A 20784-nucleotide genomic window follows, 5' to 3' on the forward strand; every position below is an offset into this window, starting at 1 on the left:
TGGATATTTAGTATCATAATACTGAATAGACACAACATATTGTAGAGAAAGGGCGATAGACAGGATGATTAGAAGTATTATCAAAAGGGATGGCCGCGTGGTACTGTATGACGAAAGCAAGATTGCATCGGCTATTTTAAAGGCGATGGAGGCAGCAGGTGAAGGAGATGCGACAGATGCTGCAAATGTGGCAAACGATGTACAGAGTAAGCTTGAAAAGTTGCCGGAAGATATGCCTCCTCAGATCGAGCAGGTGCAGGATACGGTAGAGCGGGCTCTGATGAAGAAAGGGTTTGAGGAGTCGGCGAAGAAATTTATTTTGTACCGGGCACAGAGAACACATATCCGAGAAGCAAACACAAGCCTGATGAAAACAATCGATGAGATTACGAATATAGATGCGCGCGAGAGCGATATGAAGCGTGATAATGCGAATATTGACGGAAATACTTCTATGGGAAGCATGCTCCAGATTGGAGCGGCAGGAGCGAAAAATTATAATGAGGCATATTTGCTGACACCGGAACAGGCGAAGGCGTACCGGGAGGGAGATATTCACATCCATGATTTTGACTTTTATTCACTGACAACTACTTGTACCCAGATAGATATTGAGAAACTATTTCAGGGGGGATTTTCTACCGGACACGGAGTGATCCGGGAACCACAGTGTATTCAAAGTTATGCGGCGTTGGCGGCGATTGCGATCCAGTCAAACCAAAACGATCAACACGGAGGACAGAGCATTCCAAACTTTGATTACGGACTGGCGAAGGGAGTGGCAAAGTCATTCCAAAAAATTTATAAAAAGCAGCTTACAGAAGCGGTGGAGGATCTGGCTGATCTTGAGGATGAAGAAGTACAGATTACGCAGATGTTAGATGAACTAAAGCAGACAAAAGAACTGTTTCCACGGCTAAAACAGGAGGAAGAAGTATTTGATCGTGCGGTACAGCAGAAGCTTTGCGAACGATATCATTTTACAGAAGAAAAGGCAGCACACATTACTGAGAAAGTCAGAAAGCGTACCGAGAAATATACGGAGCGCGACACTTATCAAGCGATGGAAGGATTTGTACATAATCTGAATACGATGCATAGTCGTGCAGGGGCGCAGACCCCGTTTTCTTCTATCAACTACGGGACAGATACAAGCCCGGAAGGAAGAATGATCATCCGGAATGTACTGCTTGCAACAGATGCAGGGCTGGGAAATGGGGAGACATGCATTTTCCCAATTCATATTTTTAAGGTGAAAGAAGGGGTCAATTATAATGAGGGAGATCCAAACTATGACCTATTCCGATTAAGCTGCAAGGTAAGTGCAAAAAGGCTGTTCCCGAATTTTGTATTTCTTGATTCACCATTTAATCTTCAGTATTACAAACCAGGCCATCCGGAGACGGAAGTTGCTACCATGGGCTGCCGTACTCGTGTGATGGGGAACGTATACGATCCAGAGCATGAGATTGCGTATTCAAGAGGAAATCTTTCCTTTACTTCGATTAATCTGCCTCGTCTTGCAATTGAGAGCAAAGGAGACGAGAAAGTGTTTTATCAGAAATTGGATGCAATGTTGGAACTAGTTGCGAGACAGTTGATGGATCGTTTTGAGATTCAGGCAAAGAAATGTGTATATAATTATCCATTCCTTATGGGACAAGGTGTGTGGCTGGATTCGGAAAAACTAGGACCAAACGAGGAAGTCCGGGAAGTGTTAAAACATGGGACACTATCGATTGGCTACATCGGTCTGGCAGAGACTTTGACGGCACTGTATGGAAAGCATCATGGGGAAAGTGAAGAGATGCAGCAGAAGGGGCTTGAGATTATCGGTCATATGCGGGCATTTACGGATGCGAAAGCAAAAGAAACTAAGATGAATTATACGTTGCTTGCGACACCGGCAGAAGGCTTGTCCGGAAGATTTCTCCGGATGGATCAGAAACGTTATGGGAAGATACCGGGGGTGACAGACAGAGAGTATTATACAAATAGTTTCCATATTCCGGTCTGGTATCCGATTTCCGCGTACGAGAAGATCAGAAAAGAAGCTCCTTATCATGCACTGTCCAATGGCGGTCATATCAGTTATGTAGAACTGGACGGAGATACTGCAAAAAATGTGGAGGCATTCGAGAGCGTGATCCGCTGTATGCACGATGCCGGAATTGGTTATGGAAGTGTCAATCATCCGGTAGACCGTGATCCAGCCTGTGGATATGTAGGTGTGATCGATGATGTGTGCCCAAGATGCGGACGGAGGGAAGGAGAGCCGATCAGTGACGAAAAGCTAAAAGAACTGAGAAAGCTATATCCGGAAATGCCGCAATTTTGCGGATGCAGATAGTACGAAAAGAGAATATTTTCAGGAAAAGGCAGCAGATATTTTGACAATAGATAGGTTAGTGAAAGGAAGGATTTAGTATGGAAGAAAGATGTACGATTGGAAAAGATGTAAAATTTGAGAGAATCAGAAGAATTACGGGATATCTTGTGGGAACAATGGACAAGTGGAATGATGCAAAAAAAGCAGAAGAGAGAGACAGAGTAAAACATGGACTGGGACAATAGAAAACTAAGGCTTGCGGGAATCGCCGGGGACAGTATTGTAGATGGACCCGGAATCCGCATGACATTGTTCGCACAGGGATGCCCCCATCACTGTCAAGGATGTCATAATCCGGAAACGTGGGAATTTGACGGAGGAACCTGGTGGACGACAGACGATCTTGTCAAGGTAATTGAGGAAAATCCCCTTGTCAAGGGAGTTACATTTTCTGGCGGGGAGCCGTTTAGCCAGGCGGAGGCATTTGCAGAGCTTGCAGGAAAATTAAAGAACCGGGGATACGAAGTGGCGAGTTATTCGGGATTTACTATGGAAGAACTTTTGCGGGGATCCCGAGAGCAGCGGATGCTTTTAGAGAAACTGGATGTGCTGATTGATGGACCGTATATCGAAGAGCAAAGAAGCCTTTCACTTGCATACCGGGGGAGTAGAAATCAGAGGATCATAGATGTTCCTGCAAGTCTCAGAACCGGAGAGATCAAGGAAATTGTTTCGGGGAGATGGCAGGGAGAATATTAGGAAAATACGTCTTGCAGAGAGAAAAAGTGAATTCTCTTACAAGGCGTATTTTTTTAGGATCAGTCCACAGTCGTCCATGTATGCCCGGTATGTTTTAAAAATATATTCAGTATATCTTCTGTACGTATTTTCAGACTGGATGTGTTGATGCAAGGGTGGCAGCCGATATATTCGTTGTCCAGTAATTCTTTATCGATGACCAGATGTACGGCGTGGTTGCTGTCGTTCATCAGTCCCAGAACGCTGACAGATCCCGGTGTGATGTTCAGATATTGTTCCATATATTCTGCCTCGGCGAAAGAAAGGCGGGAGGTGCCAAGCTGTTTTGAGACATCTTTCGTCTTAAACTTTTTTTTGCCAGGCATCATCAGAAGGTAAAAAGCAGTTTTCTGCCGGTTTCTTAAAAATAAGTTTTTGCACATGGACACGTCGAGAAGCATGTCGATGTTCTCGCAGGCTTCCATTGTCTCGGTGACTGCGTGATCTACGCGTTCGTAAGGGATGGAAAGTTCATCTAGAAGAGAATAGACGGCCATTTCCTTTGGGAGCCGTCCTGTTTTATCCGGTGCGGTTGTATAAAGCTGATCGCTGATGTTGCTTATATTCATTTCAAATTCTCCTTCCAAAGATAACATTAGAAAATATCATGATCGAATGTTAGAATATTATAGCACTTTATCGGAGTATTTGTAAAAAAATGTAAAAGACAGTTTTATTTGTTTTGCTCTGGATGACATTCGGACGGAGGTTTGAAGGGAATGGCAGAGGAATCTGTCTAGCTTTAGACCGGAAAAGACGGAAGAGATTTGAATATCTCGGATATCTTGCAGCTGTAACAATTCCGTCAGTCACAGGGATTGGTGTGGTTATGGCTGTCGGAGAGAGCAGAGGAGTGGTGATAGAATTGTTTCTGGTGCTTTGTCCGGTATTGATCAATATCTCCGCTTACTTGCCTGCTGTAGACTATATAAAATATTTATTTCCGCTCGGGTGGTATGTCTAAAGGGACTCCATTGTAAAATACATTTTTCAGTGTTCCTTTTTCTTGTCATTCCGGGCGGAAATCGCTATAATGAGAAAGAATCATTAGAAGGAGGAGATGGGAAAAGATGTTTCAACTGATTCCATATCTGAAAGGATATAAAAAAGAGAGTGTGATCGGTCCGCTCTTTAAGCTTTTAGAGGCATGTTTTGAACTGATTGTTCCACTTGTGATGGCAAAGATCATCGATGTAGGAATTGAGAACCGGGATATGCCGTACATTTTGAAAATGGGAGGAGTTTTAATACTGTTAGGTGTGATTGGTCTCGCATGTTCGCTGACGGCGCAGTACTTTGCGGCAAAGGCAGCAGTTGGGTTTGGGACGGAGCTGCGCCATGATCTGTTTCGCCATATCAGCACGCTGTCCTACCAGGAGATTGATCAAGTTGGAAGTGCAACGCTTGTAACAAGAATGACAAGTGATATCAATCAGGTGCAGTCCGGAGTCAATCTTGTACTCCGACTGTTCCTGAGATCACCGTTTATCGTTGTCGGGGCGGTTGTCATGGCATTTACAGTCAACTTCAGACTGGCATGGATCTTTGTTGTTGCAGTACCGCTTCTTTCCATTGTCATCTATGGAATTATGATGATTACAATTCCAATCTATAAGAAAGTACAAAAAGGGCTTGATCAGATTCTTTTGACGACGAGGGAAAATCTTGCAGGAATCCGCGTGATCCGCGCATTTCGGACACAGAAAGAGGAGCAGAAAGCATTTGAAAAGGAAAGTCATACATTGATGCAGGATCAGTTGAGAGTCGGCTGGATCTCAGCACTGATGAATCCACTGACCTATCTGATCGTCAATGGAGCGATCATTGTACTTGTGTGGGCCGGAGCTTTTGAAGTGAATACAGGAAAGGTGTCACAGGGGGAGATGATCGCGCTTGTCAGCTATATGACACAGATTCTGATCGCACTTGTGGCACTTGCGAATCTGATCGTATCTTTCACAAAGGCGCTTGCATCTGCGGGAAGAATCAACGAGGTGTTTGCTATTTGTACAACGATGGAATCTCCGAAAAGCAGAATGGAAAAAGTATCTGATAAAAAGTGTGAAGCAGTTTTGTTTGATCATGTGCAATTCCGGTATCACGGATCAAAAGAACCTGCGCTTTCGGATGTAACATTTTCTGTAAGCAAAGGAGAAACGGTTGGAATTATCGGAGGAACCGGATCAGGCAAATCAACTTTGGTCAATTTGATCCCGAGATTTTATGATGCATCAGAAGGACGTGTACTTTTTGATGGTGCAGATGTCAAAGCGTATCCGATGGAGAAGCTGCGTGGAAAAATCGGAATAGTTCCGCAGAAAGCGACTTTATTCCGGGGGACGATTCGTGCAAATATCCAGTGGGGGAAACAGGATGCCACCGATGAGAAGATCTATGAAGCACTGGAGATCGCACAGGCAAAAGAGTTTGTTCAGGAAAAACCGAAGGCACTTGATACGATGATCAGTCAGGGCGGGAAAAATCTGTCCGGAGGGCAAAGACAGCGACTGACGATTGCCCGTGCGCTTGTGCGGAAGCCGGAAGTATTGATTCTTGATGACAGCGCATCGGCACTGGACTTTGCGACAGATGCAAAGCTTCGGAAAGCCATTGCGGAGAGGACAAAGGATATGACAGTCTTTCTTGTATCGCAGAGAGCGGCATCCATTCTCCATGCGGATAAGATTATTGTTATGGATGATGGTATGGTTGCAGGGATCGGTACGCATCAGCAACTGTTAAAAACATGTGAGGTCTATCGGGAAATCTGTTATTCCCAGCTTTCCAAAGAGGAGGTGGAGCAATATGAAAAAGAATAAAGGAACGGTGGGGAAAGTATTAAAACTGATCGGACCTTATAAATATCTTTTATTGTTGTCACTTGTATTTGCGATGATTTCTGTCGCTCTGACACTATATGCACCAATTTTGATCGGGGACGGTGTGGATGTTCTTATTGGAAAAGGACAGGTAAATTTTCCGGAGGTTTTTGCAATTTTGAAAAAACTTGCAGTTGTCATTGTGCTGACTTGTGTGGCGCAGTGGCTGATGAATCTGTGCAACAACCGGATCACCTACCGTGTTGTGAAGGATGTGAGGATAAAGGCATTTGCAAGACTTCAGGTGCTGCCCTTAAAGTATGTGGACAGCCACCCGCAGGGGGAGACGATCAGCCGGATCATCACCGATGTGGAACAGTTTTCAGACGGATTGTTAATGGGATTTTCCCAGTTTTTCACCGGGATTGTTACGATTTTAGGAACGCTTGTCTTTATGCTTGGTATTCATGTACAGATTGCGTTGGTCGTGATCTTGATCACACCGGTATCTTTGTTTGTAGCAAGCTTTATTGCAAAAAGAACGTATACGATGTTTCAGAAGCAGTCAGAGACAAGAGCTGAGATGACTTCGCTTGTGGAGGAAATGATTGGAAATCAGAAAACAGTGCAGGCATTCGGTTATGGGGAGGAAGCGTTAAAGCGGTTCGATGCAATCAATCGGAACTTGCAGACATGCAGTCTCAAAGCAATCTTTTTTTCTTCCATCACAAATCCAAGCACACGGTTTGTCAATGGACTCGTGTATGCGGGAGTTGGGATTACCGGCGCAGTCTTTGCGATGCGAGGAGCGATTTCTGTCGGACAGCTGTCCTGTTTTCTGACTTATGCTAATCAGTATACAAAGCCGTTCAATGAAATTTCCAGTGTGATCACAGAACTGCAGAATGCGCTTGCCTGCGCAAGGCGCGTGTTTGATTTTATTGAAGAGGAAACGGAGACGGTGGATCAGAAAGATGCAGTCGTCTTAAGTCAGGTACAAGGAGAAGTAAAACTTGTGGATGTATCGTTCTCCTATCAGCCTGAGGTACCATTGTTGGAGCATCTTAATCTTACTGTGAAGCCGGGACAGAAGATTGCGATCGTAGGTCCGACAGGATGTGGGAAGACGACTTTGATCAACCTGCTGATGCGATTCTACGATTTGGATGGCGGACAAATATTGCTGGATGGAAATGCTGTTTCAAAAGTAACAAAAGACAGCCTGCGTGCAAGCTTTGGAATGGTTCTTCAGGAAACCTGGCTGAAATCTGGAAGTATCGCAGAAAATATTGCATATGGAAATCCGGGTGCGACAAGAGAAGAGGTTATTGCGGCAGCGAAGGCGGCGCATGCCCATGGATTTATCAAACGTATGCCGGAAGGATATGATACGGTTATTACCGAGGATGGAGGAAATTTGTCACAAGGACAAAAGCAACTTTTGTGTATTGCAAGAGTGATGCTGAAACTTCCGCCGATGTTGATTCTTGATGAGGCAACATCGTCCATTGATACAAGAACAGAAATACAGATTCAGAAAGCATTCCAGAAAATGATGCAGGGGCGGACAAGCTTTATTGTGGCGCACAGACTTTCCACGATCCGGGAAGCAGATGTGATCCTTGTGATGAAAGATGGAAATATTATTGAGCAGGGGGATCATAAAACACTGCTTGCAAGAAATGGATTCTATGCAGAGTTGTACCAAAGCCAGTTTGCAGAATAGAATAAGTTATAGTGAAAGTGTATGAAAAGAACAGAGATCGGGAATACTCTCAGAGAAAGAAAAGCGGGTATCCGCTGAAAAAACAGTTAAAATCTGAGTAGGGAGGCATTGCATGAAAGCGATTGTAGAAGAAGGATGTATTTCCTGTGGCGCATGCGTTGGAGAATGTCCGGAAGTGTTCCGGTTCGGAGATGACGGGCTGGCGGAGGCATATGCGGAAGTCACAGCAGAAAATGAAGAGGAAGCAAAAGCGGCAAGAGACAGCTGTCCGGTGTCTGTTATCGATATCCGTTAGTGGCGGAAAAAGAGAGGCGGCGCTTTCTGAGAAGCAAGAAGAGAGCGGCCGATCATCCTGTTGTGAAAAAGTAAAAAAGAAAATAGAAAAGAGGTCTTCTTTATCCGGGACTGCCATAGATTGTATGGTAGAACGGATCAGGGAGGCTTTTTTTAATGGAAGAAACAAAATATATTTATGCGGACAAATCAGAATACCCAGAAGTCTGTGTGCAGGAGAAAAACAGACAGTATGCGGCAGCAATGCTTGGCAATGTAGGAGCGTGTGACTCTGAAATGTCGGCAGTCAGTCTTTACTTTTACAATGGCGTGATTGCGGAGGGGAAATTTGAAGAAATCTCGGAATGTTTTCATAAGATCAGTATTGTGGAGATGCATCATTTACACACTTTTGCGACACTTGCGAATCTACTTGGAGCAGATCCACGCATGTGGAGTGTCGAGAGAGGACGATATCGTTACTGGTCAGGGGCTTGCAATCAATATTCCAGAAACATCGGTGACATTCTTCAGAATGCACTTCGCGGGGAGCAACAGACCATTGCAAAATACCGCAGACAGAAAGAATGGATACAGGATTGTCATATCAGGAAAATTTTGGAGCGGATCATCTTAGATGAACAGTGTCATGTAAAAATATTTAAGCAGCTGTGTGACAGATATGTCCATTAAAACATAGAAAACGAAATAGAAGAAATAAAGGGGGAGAAAATGCGGGTATGTGAGTTGAGGGAAAAGGAAGTGATCAATGTCTGTAACTGTAAAAGGCTGGGAAACCCGGTGGATCTTGTATTTGATGCGTGCAGTGGCTGTATCGAGGCAATCGTCATTCCGGGGCCGGGAAAAATCTGTGGTTTTCTAGGATCGGACAGTGAGTATGTGATTCCATTTTCCTGCATTAAAAAAATAGGGGAAGATATCATTTTTGTGGAAATCTGTGAAGAAAAATACCTTGTTCCATGCAAATGATTTGACATTGATTTCCATTACCGATATACTAAAGAAAAATGTGGAAGGGGAACAGAACATGAAGTGTCCTTATTGTAATAATCCAGATACAAAGGTAATCGATTCCAGACCGGCAGACGATGGAAGCTCGATCCGTCGTCGCCGTGCCTGTGATGAGTGTGGAAAGCGGTTTACAACTTATGAAAAAGTTGAGACGATTCCGTTGATCGTAATTAAAAAAGATGACAACAGAGAGCAGTATGACAGAAGAAAGATTGAATCTGGGGTGCTGAGTGCCTGCTACAAAAGACCTGTTTCGGCAGATCAGATCCAGAAGTTTATGGAGGAAGTAGAGACAGAGATTTTCAGCAGAGAAGAGAAAGAGATTCCGAGCAAGGTGATTGGAGAAATCGTGATGGACAAGCTGAAAGAGTTAGATGCAGTTGCCTATGTAAGATTTGCTTCTGTGTATCGCGAATTTAAGGATGTCAATACTTTTGTGGAAGAGTTAAAATCAATTCTTGATAAGTAAGAGGGTTTCCATGACAAAAGAGAACGGAGTGAGAAAATGAATCAGGCAATCAGAGAGAGAACGAAGTGGTTTATGGATGCAAGATTTGGGATGTTTATTCATTGGGGAATCTATGCAATTCCGGCATGCGGTGAGTGGGTGATGTCCCAGAGGGAAATGACGAATGAGGAGTATGAACAGTATTTCCAAGAGTTTGATCCGACTGCTTATGATCCGAAAGAGTGGGCAAAGCTGGCAAAACGCGCTGGGATGAAATATGCGGTCCTTACGGCAAAGCATCACGATGGATTTTGTCTGTTTGATTCGGCACTGACAGATTATAAGGCGACAAATACAAAGGCAGGAAGAGATCTTGTCAGAGAATTTCTAGATGCGTTCCGGGCAGAAGGGATTCGGGTTGGACTGTATTTTTCGTTGATCGACTGGCACCATCCAGATTTTCCGAAGTACGGAGATCGCCATCACCCGATGAGAAATCAGGAGAGATACAAGGATGCACAGATAGACTTTGACAGATACCTTGATTTTATGCACGGTCAAGTAAAGGAACTTGTCACAAACTACGGAAAACTGGACCTGTTATGGTTTGACTTTTCTTACGATAACATGAGAGGAGAAACATGGCGTGCGACAGAATTGATTCAGATGGTAAGAAAATATCAGCCGGATGTCGTGATCGACAACAGACTGGAGGGGTCTGGGGAAAATCATGGAAGTATTGCAACTGTGGAACCTCTGATCTGTAGCGGAGATTTTGCAAGCCCGGAGCAGATCATCCCGCCGGAAGGGATCATAGATGAAAACGGGGAGCACATTCCATGGGAACTTTGTGCAACTATGAATAATCATTGGGGATACTGCAATTTTGATCATGAATATAAACCGGCAGATATGCTGATCCGAAAGCTTGTAGAATGTACGAGCAAAGGCGGAAACATGATTCTGAATGTGGGACCAGATGCGAAAGGAAGAATTCCGAAAGAAAGTGTGCAGATTCTTGAGGAGATCGGAGCATGGATGGAGCGAAATGGAGAGAGTATCTATGGCTGCGGAATCTCTGAAATTCCAAAACCGGAGTGGGGAAGGTACACGCAGAATGCGGATACGATTTATGCACATGTTTATGAGGCGCCGCTCGGAGCACTTCCCCTATATGGAATTGCACCGGATCGGTTGGAAAAGGTGTATTATCTTGCAGATGGAAGTGAGATGACACGCGGGGAAGCATGGAACACAGTGTTATTCCAAGATGTTGCATTTGTGTCGCTCGGAGCAAATCCGGTGTTTACTTATCCGCTGCCGGATCCGATTGACACTGTTTTGAAGATCAAGATAAAAAAAGGCAGCAGGCTGTGTCCGGGAATGGACTAGCCTGCCGCCTTTTTTGGCAAAACTATTTTATTCAAAATCCAGTTCTACCGGACAGTGATCTGATCCCATCACATCTGTGAGAATTTTTGCATCTCTGAGGCGGTCTTTTAAACATTCTGACACACAGAAATAGTCAATTCTCCATCCTGCATTCTTTGCTCTTGCACTAAAACGGTAGGACCACCAGGAGTAAATCCCCTCCTGTTCCGGATAGAAATAGCGGAATGTATCAATAAATCCTGCCGAAAGCAGTTCTGTGAACTTTCCTCTCTCCTCATCTGTAAATCCGGCATTTTTCCGGTTTGTCTTTGGATTTTTTAAGTCGATTTCTCTGTGTGCAACATTTAAGTCTCCACAGAAGATCACCGGCTTTTTCGCTTCCAGCTTCTTTAGGTATTTCAAAAATTCCGTCTCCCACTGCATCCGGTAATCTAATCTTGCAAGTTCGTTCTGTGAGTTTGGCGTATAGACTGTCACAAAATAGAACTCCTCAAATTCCAGTGTGATGACACGCCCTTCCTTGTCATGTTCTTCCATTCCAATTCCGTAAGCAACTGAAAGCGGCTCTTGTTTCGTAAAAATTGCTGTCCCCGAGTACCCTTTTCGCTCTGCATAGTTCCAGAACTGATGATACCCTTCCAGCTCCAACTTAAGCTGCCCTTCCTGCATTTTACTTTCTTGTATACAAAAAATATCCGCATCTGCTTCCTTGAAAAAGTCTAAAAACCCTTTCTGGACACAGGCACGTATCCCATTGACATTCCATGAAATAAATTTCATCTATCCGCCTCCTCATAATTTCTTCTGCTATTTTTATGAATAGTATTTTTTATTTATAATTCACTTCCCGCAGACATAACCCATGCGCCGGTGCAAGAAATCCAGTAAGACTTCTATCTCTGTGGTGAAATGCTTCCAGAACGCTCTCCGGTGTGCGGATTCCTTCTCCGACCTCTAAAAGTGTTCCCGCGAGGATTCGAACCATATGATATAGAAATCCATCTCCGCAGAATGCCAGCACAAGCTTCTCGTTCTCTTTCTTTATATCGATGGAAAAAATCGTCCGCACAGAATCAGCCTCTTTATTGTCGGTAAAACTCCCAAAATCATGTGTGCCCGTCAAGTGATCGGCTGCTTGGCGCATACGATCCAGATCAAGATGCACCGGTCTGTGATAACAGTATTTTCTTGTAAATACATCTGCACGTGATCTCTGATCGATCCGGTATTCATACACTTTAGATACTGCACTGTACCTGCTGTGGAACGACTGGGAAACACTCTCGACGCGACAGATTCTGATATCCTCCGGGAGCATTCGGTTCAATTCTTGCCGAAGCAACTCCGGATCCTCGTTTGTTTTCAGAAACACATGAGCCACCTGTCCTTTGGCATGTACACCTGCATCCGTTCTTCCGGAGCCGCTTATTTTTACAGGACTTCCTTCAATTTCACTGAGCATACGTTCAATCGTTCCCTGTATGGTTCCAGGCTCATTTGTCAGCCTCTGCCATCCTTTATAACCGCCCCCATCATAGGCGATCGTCATCTTATAATTCTTCTTAATTTTTTTCATCATTTCTATTATAAATCAACTGAAGTCCTTTTAAAAGGAGTGTTTCATCAATCGGAATTTCCTTTTTACAATGTGGAATGATTGTGCCTGCCAGTCCACCGGTAGCTACAAGTGAAGCCTTTTGTCCAATCTCATCCTCAATCCGGTCGATCATCCCATCGATACAAGCTGCGCTTCCATAGATAATGCCACTCTTCATACAATCTACTGTATTTTTTCCAATCGCCTTCCGCGGTTGTTCGATACTAATCTTTGGAAGCTGAGAAGTCTTCTCAGTCAATGCCTCCAAAGCTGTTGCCACTCCTGGCAGGATCATCCCTCCGGCATAATTTTTCTTTTCATCAATCAAAGAAATGGTTGTTGCGGTTCCAAGATCCACAACGATGATCGGCGCTTCATACGCTTCAATCGCCGCAACCGCATTGACGATCCGGTCGCTTCCGACTTGAGCCGGCTGATCCATATGAATATTTAATCCTGTTTTCACTCCGGGTCCCACAACTTTTATCTGTCTGTGAATGACCTTTTTCGCTGCCTGCGCTATCACCTTAGTAAGCGGTGGCACGACCGAGGAGATGATTCCTCCCCGAATCCTGCTTTCCTTGATTCCATACAGTTCCAGTATAGTTTTGATGCTGACTGCATATTCTAAATCGGTTCTTGTCAGATCCGTCGAGAGCCTCTCTGCAAAATAGATCTGCTCTCCTTCAAAACATCCTATCGTAAGATTTGTATTTCCAATATCAATCGCTAAAATCATAAATACTATCCTTCTGATATTTTTTAATGTAATCTTTCTTTCAATTTTAACAAAATACGTCCGATCACCATCGTTAAGATTGCGGCGACAATTGCCTCCGGCACTCCGTTGATTCCAATGATCGTCATAATAAATCCATATACCGCATCCACCGACACTTGATTGACCTGTGCATAATCATCTTTAAAAAAGAAATAGATCATATTCATAACAAGCAATGTGTTTGTGAGCGCTCCGCTGATTCCGGCCACAAAAAGTGCTGTATTTTGGGATGCTTTCCATTTTGTCGTCACCTTTCTGACTCCATGATATACATAGTAGGGAACAACCCCTGTCAGAATTCTCGGCACAAAACAAATTAAAATACTTGCAAATCCCCCCTGAATTTCTCCCAGTGAATAAAATGGTGAGAATACAAAAGATGTGACTGTCGGATTCATCGTATTGTTGATCAGACTGGTCAATCCAAAGATCAAGCCGAGAAAAGCTCCTTTCTTTGGGCCAAGCACCAATGCGCCAAGTATCACAGGAATGTGGATGATCGTTGCCCGTGTGAATCCGAGCGGGATATACCCTAAAAACGGGACCATAGCCATCAGAATGATCAGTGCCGCGAAAAGTGCAGCCTGTACAAGTCCTCTTACCTGTGACGTTGTGTTAGTTGTTTCGTTATTCATTTTTCTTCCTCCTTGTTATTATTCCCCGGTAAGCCTTATGCTTTTTGGGGATACAATACAATTACGGCGCTATTGTAGCATGTCGCTCTCTGAAAAGCAATGATGTTTGAAAAGAAAAACATAGATTTGCGCGTGCAGTCTGCGCTGTGATATGATACAATCATGTTCAGAAATGTACCAGATTGGAGGAATCATTTATGTTAAAAGGAAAGACAGTCATACTCGGAGTAACCGGCAGTATTGCCGCATACAAGATTGCCAATCTCGCCAGTATGCTCACAAAGCTTCACTGCGATGTGCATGTACTGATGACACAGAATGCGATGAACTTTATTCACCCGATCACCTTCGAGACACTGACCAACAACAAATGCATTGTCGATACATTTGACCGGAATTTTCAATATAATGTGGAACATGTCTCTCTTGCCAAACGGGCAGATGTTGTTCTGATCGCTCCGGCAACAGCCAATGTCATTGCAAAACTGGCATACGGTCTTGCCGATGACATGCTCACAACGACAACCCTCGCCTGCACATGCAAAAAAATCGTTGCGCCGGCAATGAATACCAATATGTACCGCAATGCGATCACGCAGGATAACTTAAAACGGCTTACACAATTTGATTTTGAGGTGATCGCTCCGGCGACTGGAATGCTTGCCTGCAAAGATATCGGAGAAGGCAAACTTCCGGATGAGCAGACACTGCTCAATTACATTTTAAAAGAGATTGCAATGGAGAAAGATATGAAAGGGGTAAATGTCCTTGTGACTGCCGGAGCCACCCAGGAAGCAATCGATCCGGTCCGCTACATTACCAATCACTCCACCGGAAAGATGGGCTATGCCCTTGCGCGTGACTGTATGTTGCGTGGCGCCAATGTCACCCTGGTGAGCGGCCAAAGTGCACTGACCCCGCCGCCATTTACAACTGTGATTTCTGTCACATCTGCAAAAGAGATGTTTGATGCAGTCACAGAACATGCCGAATCGCAGGATATCATCATCAAAGCGGCTGCTGTCGCTGATTATCGTCCTGCCAGTATTGCCGCAGAAAAGATGAAAAAGAAAGAGGATGCTCTCACCATCGAATTGGAGCGGACTGATGATATTTTAAAATACCTCGGGGAACACAAGCATCCACAACAGTTTCTATGTGGATTTTCCATGGAGACCGAGCATATGCTTGAAAATTCCAGAAAGAAACTGGAAAAGAAGCATCTCGACATGATCGTTGCAAATAACTTAAAGCAGGCAGGTGCAGGATTTGGGACGGACACAAATGTAGTGACTATGATTACACCGCAGGAAGAAATTGCACTAGAACTGATGTCCAAAGAAGAGGCTGCTCACGCAATTGTCAGCCAAATTTTAAAAAATCGCAGTTAGCGGCTAACCTGTTTTTGCGAGCTGCATATACGCATACAATACATTTTTTGTTACTGAAAAGGCTGAAGAAGTGTTAAGAAATATGGGTCTATTTTAGGAAATGTTTATGAAGGAGGTCATTGTGATGAGAATTGAGAAAGAACAGACGGTTGCGATCGGAATTGATTATCAGGAGAAGCTTGTTCCGGTCATGCATAAAAAGGAAAAGCTGATTGAAAATTCAAGGATTTTGCTCTCAGGGCTTTCGACTTTGGAAGTACCGATCTGTCTGACACAGCAGTACACAAAAGGTCTTGGGGAGACGGTACCAGAGATCATAGAGGCAGCGGGGATCAAGGAACATGTGGAGAAGATCAGCTTCAGCGCCTATGAGGATATCAAAGAGTTTGTCAAAGGAAAGCGGTTTGTCATTCTCTGTGGCATTGAGGCGCACATCTGTGTGCTTCAGACGGTGATCGACCTGATTGAACATGGACATGTGCCAATTCTTGTTGTGGACTGTATCTCCAGCAGAAAAGCTTATGACAGGAAGATCGCGTTAAAGCGGGTCGAGAAGGAAGGCGCCTTTTTAACAACGTATGAGGCAGTTCTTTTTGAACTTCTAAAAGAGGCTGGAACGGAGCAGAGCAAACAGATTCAGCGGCTGATAAAATAGCGGAGGAAAACAATGGCAAGAAAGATAGAAGTGGTTGATTATTGTCCAGAATGGAAAGAAAAATTCCGGCAGGAGGCTGCGAAGATTCAAGAAATTTTAGGAGAAAACTGTATTACTGTCTATCATATTGGTTCCACTTCCGTGAAGGGACTGCGGGCAAAGCCGATCATTGATCTGATGCCGGTTGTAAAAGAACTGGAAGCGGTGGATCTGCACAACGAGGAATTTGAAGCGCTGGGGTATGAGTGTAAAGGAGAGTATGGGATCTTAGGTCGTCGTTTTTTTATGAAGGGCGGGGATTTGCGGACCCATCATGTACACATTTTTGCGGAGGAGAGCAGGAAAGAGATTGAGCGGCATCTGGCAGTACGAGACTATCTTCGCACCCATAAAAAAGATGCGGAGGCGTATGCTGCCCTGAAGACAGAGCTGGCAGAGAAATTTACCTATGACAATGAGGGATATTGCGATGGAAAAGATTCTTTTGTAAAAGATCTGGAACGAAAGGCGCTGGAGTGGAGAAAAATTATGTATGTATCAGAGAAAAATAAGACATACTGTCAAAAGACAGATGGCTAAGGCGAGAAATTAATAGAAATTTTATAAATAGTAATAGAAAAGTGAAAATATCTTCACCACATGGGAAAACATGTCGAAAAGTGAAGATATTTTCATTTTTTTATTTTCGGGAAATAGGTATGATGGAGGAAAATGAGGTAGGGCAAGAAAAAGGAGGAAAAAAGAATGGATGTTATGAAACTTGCAAACAGTTTACCTATGTGGATCGCTTGTGGTATTCCGGTCGTGTTCGTCATGATACAGGCACTTCTCTTTGCGCGTGAGGCTTATCGCTCGGGAGAAAAAGTCGGGCTTACGAAAACACAAATGAATAAAGCGATTAAAAGTAGTGCGGTGACTTCGATAGGGCCATCGATTGTTGTACTGAGCGGTATGTTATCACTTTTGGTGACAGTTGGCGGACCAGTTGGTTGGATGCGACTTTCTATGATTGGTTCTGTTATGTTTGAGTCTATTGCAGCGGGACTTGGAACATCAGCGGTTGGTGTGACGTTAGGAACAGATCCAATGACAAAAGAAGCGCTTACCATGGCAATTTGGACAATGATCCTTTGTTCAGTTGGCTGGGTATTGTTCGGAACATTTTCTGCAAATAAAATGGAAAAGATTGAACATAAATTATCGAAAGGAAATGCGGGAACTTTGACAACGATTGCATCAACAGCGATCATTGGTGTGTTTGCTGCAATGGTTGCAAGCCATCTTTCGAAACCTATTTATTTTCTGATGCAGAAAGCGGATGCAGCAGCTATGAGCGGTGCAAATAAAAATGCGATTGCCTGTATTTTAGGAGCTGTGATCATGTATGTGCTTTCGACAGTAGCGGAGAAAAAGAATATTGGCTGGTTAAGAGAATGGTCATTGACGATTACTATTTTAGGAGCGATGGTCATTACAGCTTTGATTTAATGATGGGAGGAAGAATGAATGAGCAATAATTTCTATAAAGATGAATATATGCCAAAAATAAATAGAATAGGAAAGATGACAGGATATGTAGGAGTGATTCTTGCGTTTTTACCAGCGGTTGCGCTTGCGGTAGTTTACGGACTGCTTCCGAAACCGGCAGCTCTTTTGACTGCGTTTGTCAGTGGTGCGAGTGCATTTGGAGTGCTTTGGTTTGTGGAGCCGATTTCCTATTTTCCGGTAGTTGGTCCGGCAGGAACTTATATGGCATTTCTTTCCGGAAATATTTCTAATATGCGTATTCCATGTGCAAGTATGGCACAGGTAGCAGCCGATGTGGAGCCGGGAACAGAAAAAGGTTCTGTTATTGCAACTATTGGTATGGCAGTTTCTATCATTATCAATACATCGGTATTAACAGTAGGTGCCATTCTTGGAACTTCAGTATTGGAAATGCTTCCGGCTTCTGTAATTTCTGCATTGAATTATCTGCTCCCGGCATTGTTTGGAGCGTTGATCGTGCAGTTTGGAATCAAGATGAAAAAGCATAGTCTTGTGATGGTGTTGATTGCGATTGCGTTATATACGGCAATTGGAATGGGTGTCTTTAATTGGCTTCCTGGTGCATCTAACTGGCTTGGAACAATGGGATGTGTATTCCTTAGCATCGCGATTGGATTGGCAACCTTAAAAAACACTGCAAAAAAAGAAGCATAAGTAATTAGGAAGATAGGCAAAGGAGAGATAGAGATGACAAAAAAAGAACTTCATCAAATTGTAGATAGTCTGGAGCCCTTGTGCCAAAAGAGTTGCAAGAGATTATGGGATCATCCGGAAGTGGGTGGAGAAGAAAAAGAAAGTGCAAATTATTTTCGGAAGATCTTATCAGAAGAAGGCTTTGTCATTGTGAATGAAGCAGAATTGCCACATGCATTTTATGCAGAATATGGTTCGGGAACTCCTGTCATTGCGATCTTAGGAGAATATGATGCGCTTCCAGGATTATCTCAGACAGTATCTGCACAAAAAGAAGCAGTACAGGAAGGAGCAGCAGGCCATGGATGTGGCCACAATTTATTGGGAGCCGCATCGGCCGTTGCAGCGATCGCAGTGAAGCGATTTTTGGAGCAGGAAAATCAGGAAGGAACGATTCGTTTCTACGGATGCCCGGAAGAGGAGTTACTTTCTGGAAAAGTGAAAATGTCTTATCATCATATGTTTGACGGCTGTGATATGGCGATTAGCTGGCATCCAATGAGTGCGAACATGGTGTATGATAGTGGATATCTCGCCAGTGCTTCTGCACACTTTAAATTCTATGGAAAAAGCTCCCATGCTGCATTTGCGCCGGAAGTAGGCAGAAGTGCGTTGGATGCGGTAGAGTTAATGAACGTTGGCGTGAACTATTTGCGTGAACATGTGACATCCAAAGCAAGGATTCATTATACAACCGATAGCGGTGGATTTTCTCCGAATATTGTTCCGCCAAGAGCAGGTTCCTGGTATTTTGTTCGGGCACCTCATATTTCAGAGGTAAAAGAGATTTTGGAGCGTGTAAGAAAAGTGGCAGAGGGAGCTTGCCTTATGACAGAAACAACAATGGAAATGAAAATAGATTATGGATGTTGTGAGCTTTTAGAGAATCATGCATATGCAGATTTGGCATATGAGAATCTAAAAGAAGCCAAACTACCATCTTACACAGAAGAGGAATTAGCATTTGCTTCAAAATTAGAAGATACCTTGTCAGGGGAAACGGTAGAAAATGCAAGAAAACTGTATGACACAGAGGGACTTCCATTGGCTATGAAAGTGGGAATAAGAGATTTGTATCAGAGGAACCCACTGACGGCTTCTTCCGATAGCGGAGATGTCAGTTATATAATGCCGATGTGTCTGATCTCTACTGTGTGTTGGCCGGCGGCAGTTTCGCCACATACATGGCAGGCATCAGCTTCTGCAGGCTCTTCTATTGGAGAAAAAGGTGCTCTTAGTGCAGCGCGGGTTATGGCGGGAATTGCATATGATTTATACCAATCTTCAGAAACTCGGGAAAAAATCCTAGAAGAATTTCGAGAAAAAAAAGTGGAGTATAGACCAATGTATGAAGAATAGATTATGGACAACACATTCGTAGAAAGGGAAAGAGATTATGCAGAATCAGTTATTAAAAGAGGCAAATGAATTTCAAGAGAAATTAAGTGCATGGAGACGAGCGCTTCATCAAATTCCAGAAATTGGATTACATCTTCCAAAAACAGTCGCATTTGTAAAAAAAGAGTTGGAGCAAATGGATATTCCATATACCGTGTATGAAGAAAGTTCTTGCATTGTTGCTTTGATTGGAAGTGGAGAAAAATGTTTCATGCTTCGCAGTGATATGGATGCACTGCCGGTAAGAGAGGAATCAGGAGAACCTTTTGCATCAGAAAACGGATGTATGCATGCTTGTGGACATGATATGCACACAACAACACTTTTGGGGGCTGCAAAACTGCTGAAATCACATGAAAGGGAATTGAGAGGGACTGTCAAATTGTTATTTCAGTCAGCAGAAGAAACTTTTCAAGGAGCGAAAGCAGCGGTGGATGCAGGTGTTTTAGAAAATCCGAGAGTAGACGCTGCATTTGCAATGCATGTAGCACCGAATAGTGAAAATAAGAAGATTATTTATGGAGAATATCCGATGACCTCCGTCTATGGATTCCGTATTCTTTTGACCGGAAAAGGAACGCATGGATCTGCACCAGAGCTAGGTATTGATCCGATTAATGCAGGAGTTCATTTGTATTTGGCTCTGCAAGAATTGATTGCAAGAGAAATTTCAGCAATGGAAGAAGCGGTGCTGACGATTGGACGGTTTGAATCGGGAAGTGCATTTAATGTGATTCCGCATCGCGCAGTATTAGAAGGATCTCTTCGGACATTTAAATCAGAAGTCAGAGACTATATAATCTGCCGGATCAAAGAAGTTGCAAAAGGAGTAGCTGCCACATATCGTTGTGAGGTGGAACTAGAAGTGCTTAACGATGTTCCGGCAGTAAAATGTGATGTGAAATTAAATGAAGAGATTATTCAGTCTGTCAGGGAGCTGGATTCCGAGTTAAAAGCATATCCGACGTTTCACGTGATGGGCTCTGAAGATTTTTCTTACTTTGGTGAGAAGATTCCGACAAGTTATTTCTTTATCGGAGCAGGAGTGGACAATCAAGATGAATGGGTTGGACATCATAATCCTCATGCAAAATTCAATGAAACATGCCTGCCGACTGCAGCTGCTATTTATGCGAAAGCGGCAATGGATTGGCTGGAAAATCATGGTTAGGCAAAAGGTGGGCCTAGCTTGACAGAAAATTACAGAAGATGATAAACTTGCAACGATAGTAGGAAATGGCAAGCAGAACAAAGAAAGGACAGGGACAA

At 43.6% G+C, this 20784-nt stretch carries 23 protein-coding genes; 18 read left to right on the plus strand and 5 right to left on the minus strand.

Going from position 1 to position 20784, the window contains the following annotated elements; genetic code table 11:
* The first annotated feature begins 64 nt into the window (after nt 1-64).
* From EDD74_RS03990 to nrdG, 3 genes are all read left to right on the plus strand, one after another.
* A complete protein-coding gene (locus EDD74_RS03990) occupies nt 65-2350 on the plus strand; it encodes an anaerobic ribonucleoside triphosphate reductase (RefSeq protein ID WP_039861145.1) in 2286 nt (761 codons plus the stop codon).
* A gap of 77 nt (nt 2351-2427) precedes the next feature.
* Nucleotides 2428-2574, plus strand: a complete 147-nt coding sequence (nrdD, locus tag EDD74_RS03995; protein ID WP_009262487.1) for an anaerobic ribonucleoside-triphosphate reductase — start codon at nt 2428-2430, stop codon at nt 2572-2574.
* A complete protein-coding gene (gene nrdG, locus EDD74_RS04000; protein WP_116441222.1) occupies nt 2558-3088 on the plus strand; it encodes an anaerobic ribonucleoside-triphosphate reductase activating protein in 531 nt (176 codons plus the stop codon). Before nrdD ends, nrdG begins: the two co-directional genes overlap by 17 nt.
* Before the next feature lie 59 nt (nt 3089-3147).
* Here nrdG and EDD74_RS04005 read toward each other — a convergent pair whose 3' ends face one another.
* A complete protein-coding gene (locus EDD74_RS04005) occupies nt 3148-3696 on the minus strand; it encodes a prolyl-tRNA synthetase associated domain-containing protein (RefSeq protein WP_116441223.1) in 549 nt (182 codons plus the stop codon).
* Nucleotides 3697-3818: 122 nt separating this feature from the next.
* Between EDD74_RS04005 and EDD74_RS04010 the strand changes: the two genes are divergently transcribed.
* From EDD74_RS04010 to EDD74_RS04045, 8 genes are all read left to right on the plus strand, one after another.
* Nucleotides 3819-4091 (plus strand): hypothetical protein, encoded by a 273-nt coding sequence (locus tag EDD74_RS04010; RefSeq protein WP_242990084.1) that lies wholly within the window; start codon nt 3819-3821, stop codon nt 4089-4091.
* A 106-nt stretch (nt 4092-4197) separates the two neighbouring features.
* On the plus strand, nt 4198-5946 hold the full coding sequence (locus tag EDD74_RS04015; protein WP_116441224.1) for an ABC transporter ATP-binding protein: 1749 nt from the start codon (nt 4198-4200) through the stop codon (nt 5944-5946).
* A complete protein-coding gene (locus tag EDD74_RS04020; protein WP_116441225.1) occupies nt 5933-7672 on the plus strand; it encodes an ABC transporter ATP-binding protein in 1740 nt (579 codons plus the stop codon). Before EDD74_RS04015 ends, EDD74_RS04020 begins: the two co-directional genes overlap by 14 nt.
* A gap of 112 nt (nt 7673-7784) precedes the next feature.
* Entirely contained in the window at nt 7785-7967 is a 183-nt protein-coding gene (locus EDD74_RS04025) for a ferredoxin (protein ID WP_009262478.1), read from the plus strand.
* 155 nt (nt 7968-8122) lie between these two features.
* Complete coding sequence (locus EDD74_RS04030) at nt 8123-8638, plus strand: ferritin-like domain-containing protein (RefSeq protein ID WP_116441226.1); 516 nt, start codon at nt 8123-8125, stop codon at nt 8636-8638.
* 39 nt (nt 8639-8677) lie between these two features.
* Nucleotides 8678-8935: a PRC-barrel domain-containing protein gene (locus tag EDD74_RS04035; protein WP_008974813.1), complete on the plus strand. Its 258-nt coding sequence runs from the start codon at nt 8678-8680 to the stop codon at nt 8933-8935.
* 58 nt (nt 8936-8993) lie between these two features.
* On the plus strand, nt 8994-9446 hold the full coding sequence (gene nrdR / locus EDD74_RS04040; protein WP_035102618.1) for a transcriptional regulator NrdR: 453 nt from the start codon (nt 8994-8996) through the stop codon (nt 9444-9446).
* A gap of 36 nt (nt 9447-9482) precedes the next feature.
* Nucleotides 9483-10817, plus strand: a complete 1335-nt coding sequence (locus tag EDD74_RS04045) for an alpha-L-fucosidase (RefSeq protein ID WP_116441227.1) — start codon at nt 9483-9485, stop codon at nt 10815-10817.
* A 27-nt stretch (nt 10818-10844) separates the two neighbouring features.
* Here EDD74_RS04045 and EDD74_RS04050 read toward each other — a convergent pair whose 3' ends face one another.
* From EDD74_RS04050 to EDD74_RS04065, 4 genes are read right to left on the minus strand one after another with little or no spacing between them, the layout of a single operon-like run.
* Nucleotides 10845-11597 (minus strand): exodeoxyribonuclease III, encoded by a 753-nt coding sequence (locus tag EDD74_RS04050; RefSeq protein ID WP_008974816.1) that lies wholly within the window; start codon nt 11595-11597, stop codon nt 10845-10847.
* Between the two features lie 49 nt (nt 11598-11646).
* Nucleotides 11647-12366, minus strand: a complete 720-nt coding sequence (truA, locus tag EDD74_RS04055; RefSeq protein WP_243116169.1) for a tRNA pseudouridine(38-40) synthase TruA — start codon at nt 12364-12366, stop codon at nt 11647-11649.
* Nucleotides 12367-12379: 13 nt separating this feature from the next.
* Nucleotides 12380-13153: a type III pantothenate kinase gene (locus EDD74_RS04060; RefSeq protein ID WP_116441229.1), complete on the minus strand. Its 774-nt coding sequence runs from the start codon at nt 13151-13153 to the stop codon at nt 12380-12382.
* A 23-nt stretch (nt 13154-13176) separates the two neighbouring features.
* Nucleotides 13177-13830: an ECF transporter S component gene (locus EDD74_RS04065; RefSeq protein ID WP_016440931.1), complete on the minus strand. Its 654-nt coding sequence runs from the start codon at nt 13828-13830 to the stop codon at nt 13177-13179.
* A gap of 197 nt (nt 13831-14027) precedes the next feature.
* On the opposite strand from EDD74_RS04065, the gene coaBC reads away from it, so the two are divergent.
* The 7 genes from coaBC to EDD74_RS04100 all read left to right on the plus strand — a co-directional run bounded on the left by coaBC (nt 14028) and on the right by EDD74_RS04100 (nt 20686).
* The gene (gene coaBC, locus EDD74_RS04070; RefSeq protein WP_116441230.1) at nt 14028-15221 is read left to right on the plus strand and encodes a bifunctional phosphopantothenoylcysteine decarboxylase/phosphopantothenate--cysteine ligase CoaBC; all 1194 of its coding nucleotides are present in this window, start codon (nt 14028-14030) and stop codon (nt 15219-15221) included.
* Nucleotides 15222-15345: 124 nt separating this feature from the next.
* The gene (locus EDD74_RS04075; RefSeq protein ID WP_116441231.1) at nt 15346-15876 is read left to right on the plus strand and encodes an isochorismatase family protein; all 531 of its coding nucleotides are present in this window, start codon (nt 15346-15348) and stop codon (nt 15874-15876) included.
* Between the two features lie 12 nt (nt 15877-15888).
* Nucleotides 15889-16455, plus strand: coding sequence for a GrpB family protein (locus EDD74_RS04080; protein ID WP_116441232.1), 567 nt, complete (start codon nt 15889-15891; stop codon nt 16453-16455).
* A 165-nt stretch (nt 16456-16620) separates the two neighbouring features.
* A complete protein-coding gene (locus EDD74_RS04085; RefSeq protein WP_116441233.1) occupies nt 16621-17364 on the plus strand; it encodes a DUF5058 family protein in 744 nt (247 codons plus the stop codon).
* Nucleotides 17365-17382: 18 nt separating this feature from the next.
* Nucleotides 17383-18078 (plus strand): hypothetical protein, encoded by a 696-nt coding sequence (locus EDD74_RS04090; protein ID WP_009262466.1) that lies wholly within the window; start codon nt 17383-17385, stop codon nt 18076-18078.
* A 33-nt stretch (nt 18079-18111) separates the two neighbouring features.
* Nucleotides 18112-19476, plus strand: coding sequence for an amidohydrolase (locus EDD74_RS04095; protein ID WP_116441234.1), 1365 nt, complete (start codon nt 18112-18114; stop codon nt 19474-19476).
* Nucleotides 19477-19513: 37 nt separating this feature from the next.
* A complete protein-coding gene (locus EDD74_RS04100) occupies nt 19514-20686 on the plus strand; it encodes a M20 metallopeptidase family protein (RefSeq protein ID WP_016440925.1) in 1173 nt (390 codons plus the stop codon).
* Nucleotides 20687-20784: the final 98 nt, after the last annotated feature.

It is taken from the genome of Faecalimonas umbilicata (assembly GCF_004346095.1).
Taxonomy (GTDB): domain Bacteria; phylum Bacillota; class Clostridia; order Lachnospirales; family Lachnospiraceae; genus Faecalimonas; species Faecalimonas umbilicata.

Bases quoted from the DNA above. Each gene is read 5' to 3' on its own strand.
- EDD74_RS04065 (WP_016440931.1), bottom strand. From the start codon at position 13,830: ATGAATAACGAAACAACTAACACAACGTCACAGGTAAGAGGACTTGTA.
- EDD74_RS04015 (WP_116441224.1), top strand. From the start codon at position 4,198: ATGTTTCAACTGATTCCATATCTGAAAGGATATAAAAAAGAGAGTGTG.
- EDD74_RS04025 (WP_009262478.1), top strand. From the start codon at position 7,785: ATGAAAGCGATTGTAGAAGAAGGATGTATTTCCTGTGGCGCATGCGTT.
- nrdR (WP_035102618.1), top strand. From the start codon at position 8,994: ATGAAGTGTCCTTATTGTAATAATCCAGATACAAAGGTAATCGATTCC.
- EDD74_RS04090 (WP_009262466.1), top strand. From the start codon at position 17,383: ATGAGCAATAATTTCTATAAAGATGAATATATGCCAAAAATAAATAGA.
- EDD74_RS04005 (WP_116441223.1), bottom strand. From the start codon at position 3,696: ATGAATATAAGCAACATCAGCGATCAGCTTTATACAACCGCACCGGAT.
- nrdD (WP_009262487.1), top strand. From the start codon at position 2,428: ATGGAAGAAAGATGTACGATTGGAAAAGATGTAAAATTTGAGAGAATC.
- EDD74_RS04045 (WP_116441227.1), top strand. From the start codon at position 9,483: ATGAATCAGGCAATCAGAGAGAGAACGAAGTGGTTTATGGATGCAAGA.
- EDD74_RS04030 (WP_116441226.1), top strand. From the start codon at position 8,123: ATGGAAGAAACAAAATATATTTATGCGGACAAATCAGAATACCCAGAA.
- EDD74_RS04020 (WP_116441225.1), top strand. From the start codon at position 5,933: ATGAAAAAGAATAAAGGAACGGTGGGGAAAGTATTAAAACTGATCGGA.
- EDD74_RS04080 (WP_116441232.1), top strand. From the start codon at position 15,889: ATGGCAAGAAAGATAGAAGTGGTTGATTATTGTCCAGAATGGAAAGAA.
- EDD74_RS04100 (WP_016440925.1), top strand. From the start codon at position 19,514: ATGCAGAATCAGTTATTAAAAGAGGCAAATGAATTTCAAGAGAAATTA.
- nrdG (WP_116441222.1), top strand. From the start codon at position 2,558: ATGGACTGGGACAATAGAAAACTAAGGCTTGCGGGAATCGCCGGGGAC.
- EDD74_RS03990 (WP_039861145.1), top strand. From the start codon at position 65: ATGATTAGAAGTATTATCAAAAGGGATGGCCGCGTGGTACTGTATGAC.
- EDD74_RS04035 (WP_008974813.1), top strand. From the start codon at position 8,678: ATGCGGGTATGTGAGTTGAGGGAAAAGGAAGTGATCAATGTCTGTAAC.
- EDD74_RS04075 (WP_116441231.1), top strand. From the start codon at position 15,346: ATGAGAATTGAGAAAGAACAGACGGTTGCGATCGGAATTGATTATCAG.
- truA (WP_243116169.1), bottom strand. From the start codon at position 12,366: ATGACGATCGCCTATGATGGGGGCGGTTATAAAGGATGGCAGAGGCTG.
- EDD74_RS04060 (WP_116441229.1), bottom strand. From the start codon at position 13,153: ATGATTTTAGCGATTGATATTGGAAATACAAATCTTACGATAGGATGT.
- EDD74_RS04010 (WP_242990084.1), top strand. From the start codon at position 3,819: ATGACATTCGGACGGAGGTTTGAAGGGAATGGCAGAGGAATCTGTCTA.
- EDD74_RS04085 (WP_116441233.1), top strand. From the start codon at position 16,621: ATGGATGTTATGAAACTTGCAAACAGTTTACCTATGTGGATCGCTTGT.
- coaBC (WP_116441230.1), top strand. From the start codon at position 14,028: ATGTTAAAAGGAAAGACAGTCATACTCGGAGTAACCGGCAGTATTGCC.
- EDD74_RS04095 (WP_116441234.1), top strand. From the start codon at position 18,112: ATGACAAAAAAAGAACTTCATCAAATTGTAGATAGTCTGGAGCCCTTG.
- EDD74_RS04050 (WP_008974816.1), bottom strand. From the start codon at position 11,597: ATGAAATTTATTTCATGGAATGTCAATGGGATACGTGCCTGTGTCCAG.